The sequence below is a fragment of the uncultured Tateyamaria sp. genome (assembly GCF_947504105.1).
Lineage (GTDB): Bacteria > Pseudomonadota > Alphaproteobacteria > Rhodobacterales > Rhodobacteraceae > Tateyamaria.
Map to the genome: position 1 here is coordinate 21,707 of NZ_CANNGP010000042.1, position 10,129 is coordinate 31,835.

Here is a 10,129-nt window from a genome sequence, read left to right on the forward strand (position 1 = left end):
CTTAACAACCTTCCGTTTGCAACGACGGACCCGAGGCCCACCTGTCGCCCTCAATTAAGCCGTCCAATTTTTCGCGTTCATAGATTTTGCTGAAACGAGGTGCGATCTGTATCGGATCAACACTCAGCTTCTCAAGCCTAGAAGAAACATGCTTAGCCTGTGTGCCAATTTGATGCGCGAGGATGCCCAGAGGCACGTAGCGCTTCAAAAACGCATCATAGGCCTCATGCGGAATGATCGACATCGGGCGGCGTGAACGCGGATGCCGTGTTTTCTGTGCCCGGATGTATTTTTCCTGAATCAGATGGGTGATCGTTGGATCGTTGACGCGCAACAATCGTTTTAACTCTTGTTTCGTGTATCCCTGCAAAGGTGGGCCCTCGAACAGGTCGAGAATCTCTTCGAGGTCGACGGCAAGCGCGGCCAGGCCCTCAACACTTTTCTGCCTTCCCAGCCATTCCAGACGACCATCCAAAATCAACGGAATTACGTGTTCGATCTTAACTTTGGCTTTGTTGCAGGCGACGCCGATATCCATTTGCTTTCCAATCAAATCTTCGACCGGTTCAGCACGATTGAGAAAGCGCGCAAGAACCTCATCCAAATGATCGGGCTGGTATAGCCCTTTCAAGCCTTCGAATGTTGCCGCAGGCTGGATGACTCCGATTTTTCGCAAACGATCAAATAGCGGCCTGTTGATGTTAAGTCGCCTCGCGGCTTCCACGCGGTCCACCACATCTAACATCTCTCGGATTTTTGCCTCACTTTCATCGGCTGGAAAGTATCCGATCTCACAGGGGGAGAGAGCTCTGGTTCGCATGCCCTGCCCAAAACCAAAACCCCACAATAGGTTCTTCAAGCGAAACGGGTCGATGTCGAACTCCTTTGCTATTGTGGCGAAGGAATGCAGGTGTCGCTGCGGGCAAGGTTTTCCCAACACAATCTCGCCTTGCCCAATCGGGTAATTGTGAAAGACAAAATCGCGATAAATTTTGCAAATAGGGTCATATCGCTCGTCATGAGTTCGACGGTCCAGCCAGCGCGCGAAATGGCAGAAATCGGTGTAGTGGCCCGAGCGAAAACCAACCGAGCGACTTTGCACGCCACTCAGCGCAGCTTCTATTCCCTGCTTTCCTTTGCGGAGCGCCTCAAATCCGAGACGGCCGGCCTCGGCAAGCTCTGCATCACTAGCAGTTGAAAAGGCCTTTTGGGGACCGAAGGCACAAACCAAGCCCAACATTTCCGATGTTTTTGCAACGATCTCAAAGGGCAGTTCATCAAGCCGATTTCTCGACTTCTGCCCGTCCAATCGCTTGATTTGATAACGCTCAAAGGATGAGGGTTTTCGGAATTCTAAGCACCGCGTAGCTGCCTCGATTAGGCTCCAGTGATCTCTGATGCGACCAAAGGTGTCATGGATGTCACGCGGGAATTCCGCTGCAGGAAGCTCCAGCAGCGCGACCTGATGCTCTGGACAGGTCCGGATCGATGAGACGTGCCAGTAGACACGTGTGTAGGGACCAAAATCTCCAAACCTGGTTTTGTCTTCCATGATACATTTCGGGCAAACCCGCAGCCTGCCACGCGCGAACTGCCGATTTGATAGATACTGTTCCGCCACCACAAAGCTCTTACGACCACCAGGTTCGACAACAAGACGGCTGGCATACTTGTCCATCTGCTCGCGTGGCACACCTGATAGTTTGGAGACCAGATCGAGTTCTTCAGAAAGGCCTTTGACAAGGCCTTTCCAGTTTATCCGCATATCTTGCGAAAAATCCTGCACATATTGGCTGCCGTTAAAGGCAGCGATATTTGTGACCAGCGAGGTGGTCGTTTGCGCAGGGCGAAGAGGTAGGGTCAATCCGAGTTGCATCATGCTCTCCTCCGGCGCTTCTTTGCATGCGGCATCAGGACATCCGGTTCATCCTCTTCGACTTCCGCAAGCAACTTGCGCGCATCGACGGCGCGGTAATCTTCGGAGATGAAGGGATTGAGATCGTCGACACATCCCGACCGCCGCCGAAACGCTGATGCGAAGTCATCCAGACCAACCGTCATATTGTCAGCCAGCAAAGCCTCTTCGATTGCCGCAATGATGATTTCAATCACGAGCCCCAACTCTCCAGCACCGGCATGGATCAAACGCTTTGTGAACTCAGAACTGTAAGTTCCATCCGCAATGGGAAGTTTGGCCGCGGCCAAGTAGTTGGCCACGATTTCAGGCAAGATGTTCCCATGGGTTGTGAAGCTAATCGGAGCGAGATGGATTGGTATGAAGCGTCGTGACAGCTGCGGATCGAGGTGCAATAAATCCTTTAAAGCTGGCATTCCGCTCAAAATCAGACCGGTTGGCCACACCGGGTTTTGCATGAGAGATTTAAGCGTATTGACGACGGACTGCATCTCGCGTTCGTTGCGGTTGATGTGCAGATCTTGTGCCTCGTCGAGGTGTAAGAACAGCGTCTCCCGTTCCCGCAAATGGTTCTGCAGGAGTTCCCAGATGATGCCCGCCGTACGATCGCGACGAATGGGGTAGCCGATTGCATTCAGGCATGACATTCCGACATGCTTTAGCGTTGCCGGGGATGGAACCGATAGGCTGATCGCCTCCGCTTTAGTCTTGTTGGGCTCGAGTCGCGCCAGATCCTTGTGTCGATTGAATAGATGCGACATCGCTGTCGATTTACCGGAACCGGAGTTGCCGATCAAAACGATGCCACGCGCCTCGCTTGAGCGCCCTGTCTCTAATTCTGCGCGACGTCGATAGAGCAACAGATCGAACTGGTCTTGCAAGTCAGAGAAGGGAGTATGAGGAACAAATTTGGCGCACAGGTCAGAGATGATCTTGCCCGTGGCGAGCGCTTTTTGCTGTTTCGGTAACATTATTTGTCCTCCAAATTCCAAGTGGGTTTTGTGATTGGTTGAGATGTTTCGAAGGGATCTGTCTCGTCATCTGCAATCTGCTCTCGGGAAGGCTTTGACCCTTCCAGCGCGGTGGCTGTTTCAAAGCGAGTTCCCATCAAGCCAGGTTCCTCCACGGGTGCTCCAATCTCTGGCCGAGGCTTAAAAGTGGTCCCGTGGAACAAATCTTTCTGAAGTTTCAGGACCTGCTCTTTTGTGAGATCGTGGGGACCGATACCGGCACGCAGCGCAGCTTTGTGGCAAATTGCATCAATGTTCTTCAATGCGCGGTCCCGCAGGTCGCTGGACAACTCGCTTTCGGCTTTGTTGTGCGCTTTGATCGCACGAAATTCGGTGACCCAGCTGCTCATGTGAACGCCGTCGAGGTCACAATCCAAGGCATCAGCCGTTACCCAGTTTTCTCCGATAAGCACTGAGATGGCACCGATATCGTGGGGATCTACCCTGATGCGCATCTCCCGTTTTGAGGACGCATGCCAGAAGGCATGCAGTTCGGGGCAGGTGTAATAGTTGCCGAAGACGTCGATTCCGCGCTTCGTGAGCCTGCGCTGCATCTCAATGCCGACGGCAGATCGAACAGTGTGCCGATCTGGTGGTGCGTTGACGAAGTACTTGCCTTCTACTTCTGACCAGGAATTCGCCGGCGTTTTGAAATCCAACCCCGTGTGCTGATTGTGGTGGTAGAAATCGACGAAGAAGATCGTCAAGATACGCGCCAATTCGTCGTCATCGAGAACGGCGCGACCCTCGGAATCATAGTCGCCACGAGCCTTCGGGTTGTAAAAAGCACGCCCAAAGATTCGCGTCAGTAGCCTGGAGTTGATCGTGCCGAACACCCTCTCGATCTCGGCGCGAAGTTCCGGGATCTTCACCGGCGGAAAGAACATGGTTCCGCCAAGCGCTGTCACAGCTGAGATGAATTCGTCACTTACGAACGCCGACCCGGTGTCGCAGGCAACCATGCCCAATCCGCCGTGAAACGGCCAGGGCGATTCTGCGCCCATGGCCTTCGCAATGTCCGTCTTGTCGCGGACAACCATTCGCAGCAATTTGACAGCTTCTTCGGCACAGGGTTTGGCTGCAACCCGAATACCTAATATGACACGTGTGCGGGTATCGATCGCTGCGCAAATCCACCGGCGGCCGCGCGGGAGGTTCTCCCGAATGTGTTTGGGCAGGTGGTCATAGATGCCCAGATTGGTGAAATATGTGAAGAGATCAACTTCGCATTCATCGAACATGATCTCGTCCATGGCGAATTGCCTTAGCCTTCCACCGGCCGATAGAGCGAACTCTTTTCGCGCAGCGTCTGCCCCATGGAAAATGGCGTAAAGCTCGGCTTGGTTCATCGCCGATATCCGACGTTCTATTGTCCGTTGCGATGGGACGCCAAGAGCGACGATACCCTCATCAGCCCGCTCTTCATTGAGCTCCACGAGCCGATCTATGACCTGTCGAGAAATTTCTGCCTTGTTGTCCATCTCACGGGACGCGATTTCGCGCACCAATTTCATGACAACGGCTTCGGTCTCTTCATCGAACTTGTTGCCGACTTTCGTCGCTCGATACCAACCGGGTGCGAGGCTGAGTAGGTTATAGCCAAATCGCCTCAACGTGGCGAACTTGGTTCGAATGGTCTTTGTACAAGGTAGCTTGCGGACATACATGTCGGTGAAGCCCTTGATATCGATACCGATATTGTGCCGTTGCGCCTCAATTTCATTCATCTTTTCCTGAAGAGCGGCCTTCGCCATGGTGATGCTGGCGTCGGTCAACGAGATCTCACCGGCGTCATACATGGCTTTCACAGCCATGCAGATTATGAAGTACCAGATGGTCTTCTTCCGCGCGTTATCAGACAAATGGTCCAGGGTCAGGGCTGGCATCGATGATGCCAGCTTGGTTTGATTGAGATCGTAATAGTCCCGCTCATATCGCCAGAGAGAAGACTTTTGGAACTCCGCGAGCTGCTCGTAGGTAAAATGTTCGACTTGCCCATTTTCACCTTCGCGCAACCAACTGGTTGTCGTGGCGTCCTGGCCTAGGAACCGGTAGTGAGGTGGGCGGCCGATCAGAGCACGATCATTTGTTGTGAATCGTTGTTTCAGCATTGCGTCACCCCCCGCTTTACGAGCGTCGGGTAGTCAATGAGCCCACCTTTGACCTGACGCAGGTCACCTCGGAAGACCGCGCGCACAACTGCTCGATATGCCCGGCCGGACATTCCAGTTTGCTCCACAATTCGGGCGATCGTTGTCGAGCCTTCAAGCACCGAGATTTGTGCCGCCACGGCGTCGTCAGCGGCTGGATCTGGACTCTTGGAGAACTGCTGGAACCTTGCGGCGTTCACCGCGTCATACCGCTGAAACCCGGCATCCGTGAACAAACGGACCTCATCGGCGAACGAATTCGGTGTTTGTGACGCGATGAGCGCGATCTCTTGATCGAAATCCCGTCTTTGCACCAGTTCGAATGGTTTCACGGCCCATGCTGTCTTGGAGCCGTCCATCCAAGTGATCAAAAAGTCGAAGTAATGCTGAGCGCTTTTCCCGTTTTCTTTGATGTAGCGGACCGCTGGCGGTTGCTCCCAGATATCGTAAACATTGCCCTGCGATAGGATCAGTTGGATGAACATCAGTTCGAGCTGGCTTTCGAAAACGACGCGTCGCCACCACTGCTCGGAAGCGAGCCAAACTGGGACAAAGCCCCTGCAACTCGTCCTTGAACGCATCGGTATCTTGCGCGTTGAGAGACTGGGCAGCGGTTCGCGGTAACCTATCTCGGTCAGAAAAGGGTGCATCATGGCCGTACCTCCTCAAAACGAGAGGACGGTTTCAGGTAATCTGAGATTTCACGATCTGTGAGAATCGGTTCGGGCAGTGCGACCAAATCCAACAGTTGTTGAAGGTCGCAGTCAGACATTGCCTGCGCATCGCGCAGGATTCTTGGTTCTGTAAACATAGAGGTCCCAGTTCAGTTAGATTTTTGAAAAGAAATGCCCCGCGCGGACCGCATAACGACCGCGAAAAGCTTGACTTTTGACGCTAGAAGTGGGATTAAATCGAACAACCACGGACGGATTTAATCTGTTCTAGAGGGCCCGGATGCTAGCGCGTCCGGGCTTTCGTCGTTTTTGGGGTAGGTATCACGATTTGTACTTCAGCGGGTTGCCCTCCTCATCATATCTTTCGGGAAACAGAGATTGGGGTGTCGTATTGAGGCATTTTGCCAACTCGGATTGTATCACGTCACTGAAGAAACGGCCCTGGCTACACCCTGTCACTCCTGACCGACTCCGCTTTGTGCGCGACGCTACGTCTGAAAGACTCACGCCAAGCCTCAAAAGCTCAATCCGTATTTGCGCATGCCTTGCCAGGTCTATAGCCAAAACATCGACACCTTTTTCGCTTTCTGATATGAGATCATCTTTACCGAAACGCAGATCTCATACCCAATTTTGGCCACAACCTTTGACTGAACATGTTCAGTTATCAAGGCCTAAGTTTTTGATCTTTATATGTTTATCCCGGTAGATAAACATATACTCGCTTTCATTGGCTGTGGCTTGGTGTTCTCAATTTTCGGATAAACATATACACGAGGGCACCGGTGCCGGAGTTTTCAGGCCCAGAAATTTCTAACAGGCCAAGGTGAAGCTTGGCGGTGTATATGTATACTTCCGAAGTAATTTTCTCTGTGATCACACAGTTGATCTGCCGTTAGACTATCGGCCTGTGAACTCGATTGTTCGGCGGGGTGGCGAGAAAATTTTTTCCGCTACACTCGGTGGATTGGCCTCAATTCCAGATTTTTGTTCCCGTTCGTGTCAATTGATGCCTCAATTAGTAAACGTATCGTATGGGATCAGGACCTGATTCGCGGCTGGATGAAAATTCAGCCGCAGGACACATTCGGCCGACTTTGCCGTCTATCTCGTTCAAGCTGCTGATTGGATTTGGCCTTCAAGTGATGCCAAATCGGTACCCCTCAGAACGCGGGATTTGGCGGCCAGTTCTCGGGTCGATTACTTTGCCAGTTTCAATGAAACAGTTAAGCGCCTGCTCGTTGAGCTCTTCAATGCTCCCTTGCAATGGTTTTTGTCCGTCATCGAGACATAAGTTGACTGGCTCTCCACGCACCTTCACTTCAATCATGGTCCCGTCACGGCAGATCGCCCAGCCATAAAATGACAAGAGCGCATTTAGTTTCGAGAGAGATATGTAGCGACGCAATTTCGCGCCCAATCCAGTACCCGGCACGCGCTCGATCTCCAAGAGACGAGCCTCAGCAATCCTCTGAAGTTCGGAGAAACGATCAGAGCCAGCATCAATCTTGCCATCAGGAAAGGCATCAAACACGTGGAAACTCCCTCCGTGGGTTTCAGATCATCAAAATGGTACGATAAGTCCGTAGACGATAAAACATCTTTCTTGCCTCAAGAGGTATGGGGCAGAAGTTAACAGTTGGCGATTTTGGTCGCAATCTGCGTGAAGCACGCAAGGCTCGCGGCTTTTCACAAGAAGGGTTTGCCCATGCTGTGGATTTGGACCGGACTTATATTGGTGGGATCGAACGGGGCGAACGTAACCCTGGACTGAAGGTGATCGTTCGGATCGCTGACGCGCTCGGAGTGGAAGTGGCCGAGCTTTTCAAACACTGAGTTTTCCAAAATCGTATTCGCGTCACTTAGTATTCAAAATATGCATAGCCTCCGCACATGACGCATCAATTATGCCTAGAAGTTGCTTGAGCCTCTCACTATCGGAGCCTTCGTAGGTCGAACTGAATGAGCCGAGCCACTGCTCTGCAGATGCTCGCAACCTCTTCGATAACTTCAACTTTCCACTTGAAATCTTGCTATAATGGCCCTGCGTTATTCCTAGGATGGCCGCAAGTTCGGATTGACTCATCCTCCGCTCAAGCCGCCTCATCTCCAATGACTTCATCAAGTTTCCCATTGCGGCCATCACAAATGCATAATATTATTCTTTTTATGCATTTATCACATGAAACGTCAATCCAACGCGTATTCGTTAGAACGGAGACTGGTGTGGTCAGTCACGAAGTGCCCTCGCCAGGAGAGACGATAGGAAACGGCTCGCTACAGTGGGGAATGGCTGAAGAATTGCTCACACCAGCATATTGGGCAACGCAGGCATGGATGTGGGAAGTGCAGGCCCCAGAGCATTACAAGCTTGGAAGTTCACTGGAAGAAGAGACATTGGCCTGCCTGCTTGGTGGTTATGGAATTCCAGCAGAAGTCGGCTTAGCCGCCTACGAGCGGCTTCGCGAAAGGTTCATCGATGACCCGCAGACTCTGAATCGTGAGGAATCTGTTTTAGAGATGTTGCTTGAACCACTTGATATTGGCGAAAGAAAGGTCAGGTATCGTTTCGCAAAACAAAAAGCCCGGTACATCTCGGCTGCCATGAATGCGATGCCACAAGTCGACCGAGAAGCGTCCGACCGCGACCTTCGAGACAAGCTGGTCGACATACCAGGTATAGGCCTCAAGACCGCATCATGGATTGTACGAAATTGGCGTAACAGTGACGACGTGTCGATTCTGGACATCCACATTCTCCGCGCGGGGCAAATTCTCGGTGTTTTTCCGAAGGAACGAACTGTCGAGAAGCACTACCTGATGCTTGAAGACTCATACTTAGAGTTTGCAGCAAGCATCTCGGTAAGGGCGTCAATATTGGATTCCGTCATGTGGATGACCATGCGGCAGATGCCCATCTCAATGGTCAAAAGACTGTTGGGTGAAGAAGCCGGCAAACCACCAAAGTCGGTTCCGATGCAGCTAGCTCTTGGCCTTTAAATCTCGCACCAGCCCAATGGCAAACTAGCGCAACCAAAACGCGAACTGATTTCTTGACTGCATAAGCTCATTTCACCATCAATGGTTTAGCGAGCGCCTGTTATTGCTCATGTACTGTTTTGATTTATTGAGGTGATTATATGTCTGGAAGCGGCAGCGACAGAGATGATGGCTACTCAACTGGTAGACCAGGGCCAATTGGCGGCGGAAGTGGATCGGGGGCCGGTTCTCAGGGCGGTGATCCCTGCGCAATTACTCAACGTGCACCCTTGAACAGCCCTCGACCTGCAATTGTCGCCACAATTTCGATTGGTGACATTCTACAGGTACAGCTCAACGAAAGCGGCACTCGACCAATTTTGGAAGTTGTGGCGCCTGCTGGACCGGCAGGAGCACTTACTCATAACGGTCATATCAGGCTCATTGATTGCATTCGGCAAGGTTTTCGATACGAAGCGGTTGTTGTTGGACGAACTGGTGGAGCCGTTGATCTGCAAGTGCAGCCCGCATGACGACGATTGTTGGTGGCGTTTACCACGAAGTCTGCATTGAACCCTTTTGGGACGATGTTTATGGTTCTGCTGGTCGTGCAGCCGCTGCTATTAGCGATGCAATTCCCAATGTTTCTCTTTGCACCTACCAAAGCGAGGCCCTTTCGGACGGGATCCAAAACCTCACGGCAGTTTACGGACTTCAGATATGCGGCGAAATCAGTTCTGAGGCAGTTCTCTTCGAGTATGTGCACTCACTTGCGGATCCAAAGATTACACCTCGTCCGGATGCCATATGCCCAGAGAAGAACTTGGTCGTTGAAGATGATGTGGTATTACGGTTCGGCATGATGGAAGGGACTGCCGAAGTTCATGCGAAAAAAGCCGTTTACGATCCACAATCCGCATTTGATCCGCGTCCATTCGCTGAAAATGGGTCAACGGCAAAGAGCCTTGCTCTTATATTGAACCGCCTTGAAGGCATGCGGCTTACTGGTGAGCCAGATCCAATGAAAATGGTCGAAAAGATCATCGCTGATGGTGACGCAGATGTCGTTGTCATCAAGATGGGAGGCCATGGAGCCCTAGTAGCAACCAGAGGCTCTGAACCAACTATTGTACCAGCATATAAAAGTGGCAACGTTTGGAAGTTAGGGTCGGGCGACGTATTTTCAGCAGCGTTTACATTATTTTGGGGTGAAGAAGATCGAGATCCAGTCGAAGCAGCGCAGCTAGCTTCGCGAGCCACAAGCTACTACTGCAATAGTCGAGCACTGCCTATTCCATCAGCCGAAGAATTGCTGGACTTGGACCTAGTGTTCCCCGTCTGACATAGGATTCCCATTGTCGGTTCGGAGTGTCATGTTGGGGCATGAGACGAGATGACATC

General features: G+C 51.9%; 9 protein-coding genes. 3 read left to right on the forward strand and 6 right to left on the reverse strand.

The annotated features are described in order from the left end of the window. Position 1: 1 nt before the first annotated feature. The 5 genes from Q1A75_RS19360 to Q1A75_RS19380 form a co-directional block, all read right to left on the reverse strand. Entirely contained in the window at positions 2–1,876 is a 1,875-nt protein-coding gene (locus Q1A75_RS19360; protein WP_299555646.1) for a TniQ family protein, read from the reverse strand. Beyond that, positions 1,876–2,886 carry a TniB family NTP-binding protein gene (locus tag Q1A75_RS19365; RefSeq protein WP_299555644.1) on the reverse strand — a complete coding sequence of 337 codons (1,011 nt, stop codon included), beginning with the start codon at positions 2,884–2,886 and terminating at the stop codon, positions 1,876–1,878. The genes Q1A75_RS19360 and Q1A75_RS19365 overlap by 1 nt, the downstream gene beginning before the upstream one ends. Next, positions 2,886–5,036 (reverse strand): transposase family protein, encoded by a 2,151-nt coding sequence (locus tag Q1A75_RS19370; protein WP_299555642.1) that lies wholly within the window; start codon positions 5,034–5,036, stop codon positions 2,886–2,888. Before Q1A75_RS19370 ends, Q1A75_RS19365 begins: the two co-directional genes overlap by 1 nt. Beyond that, positions 5,030–5,728, reverse strand: coding sequence for a TnsA endonuclease N-terminal domain-containing protein (locus tag Q1A75_RS19375; RefSeq protein ID WP_299555640.1), 699 nt, complete (start codon positions 5,726–5,728; stop codon positions 5,030–5,032). Before Q1A75_RS19375 ends, Q1A75_RS19370 begins: the two co-directional genes overlap by 7 nt. A 1,159-nt stretch (positions 5,729–6,887) precedes the next feature. Beyond that, positions 6,888–7,283: a hypothetical protein gene (locus Q1A75_RS19380; protein WP_299555638.1), complete on the reverse strand. Its 396-nt coding sequence runs from the start codon at positions 7,281–7,283 to the stop codon at positions 6,888–6,890. An 86-nt stretch (positions 7,284–7,369) separates the two neighbouring features. Between Q1A75_RS19380 and Q1A75_RS19385 the strand changes: the two genes are divergently transcribed. Then, entirely contained in the window at positions 7,370–7,585 is a 216-nt protein-coding gene (locus Q1A75_RS19385; RefSeq protein WP_299555636.1) for a helix-turn-helix transcriptional regulator, read from the forward strand. Between the two features lie 22 nt (positions 7,586–7,607). Here Q1A75_RS19385 and Q1A75_RS24300 read toward each other — a convergent pair whose 3' ends face one another. Next, positions 7,608–7,892 carry a helix-turn-helix transcriptional regulator gene (locus Q1A75_RS24300; protein ID WP_366142220.1) on the reverse strand — a complete coding sequence of 95 codons (285 nt, stop codon included), beginning with the start codon at positions 7,890–7,892 and terminating at the stop codon, positions 7,608–7,610. Between Q1A75_RS24300 and Q1A75_RS19390 the strand changes: the two genes are divergently transcribed. Together Q1A75_RS19390 and Q1A75_RS19395 are read left to right on the forward strand one after the other, a co-directional pair. After that, positions 7,862–8,749, forward strand: a complete 888-nt coding sequence (locus Q1A75_RS19390) for a hypothetical protein (protein WP_299555634.1) — start codon at positions 7,862–7,864, stop codon at positions 8,747–8,749. The genes Q1A75_RS24300 and Q1A75_RS19390 overlap by 31 nt on opposite strands. A gap of 508 nt (positions 8,750–9,257) precedes the next feature. Continuing rightward, positions 9,258–10,070: a carbohydrate kinase family protein gene (locus Q1A75_RS19395; RefSeq protein ID WP_299555632.1), complete on the forward strand. Its 813-nt coding sequence runs from the start codon at positions 9,258–9,260 to the stop codon at positions 10,068–10,070. Positions 10,071–10,129 lie beyond the last annotated feature (59 nt).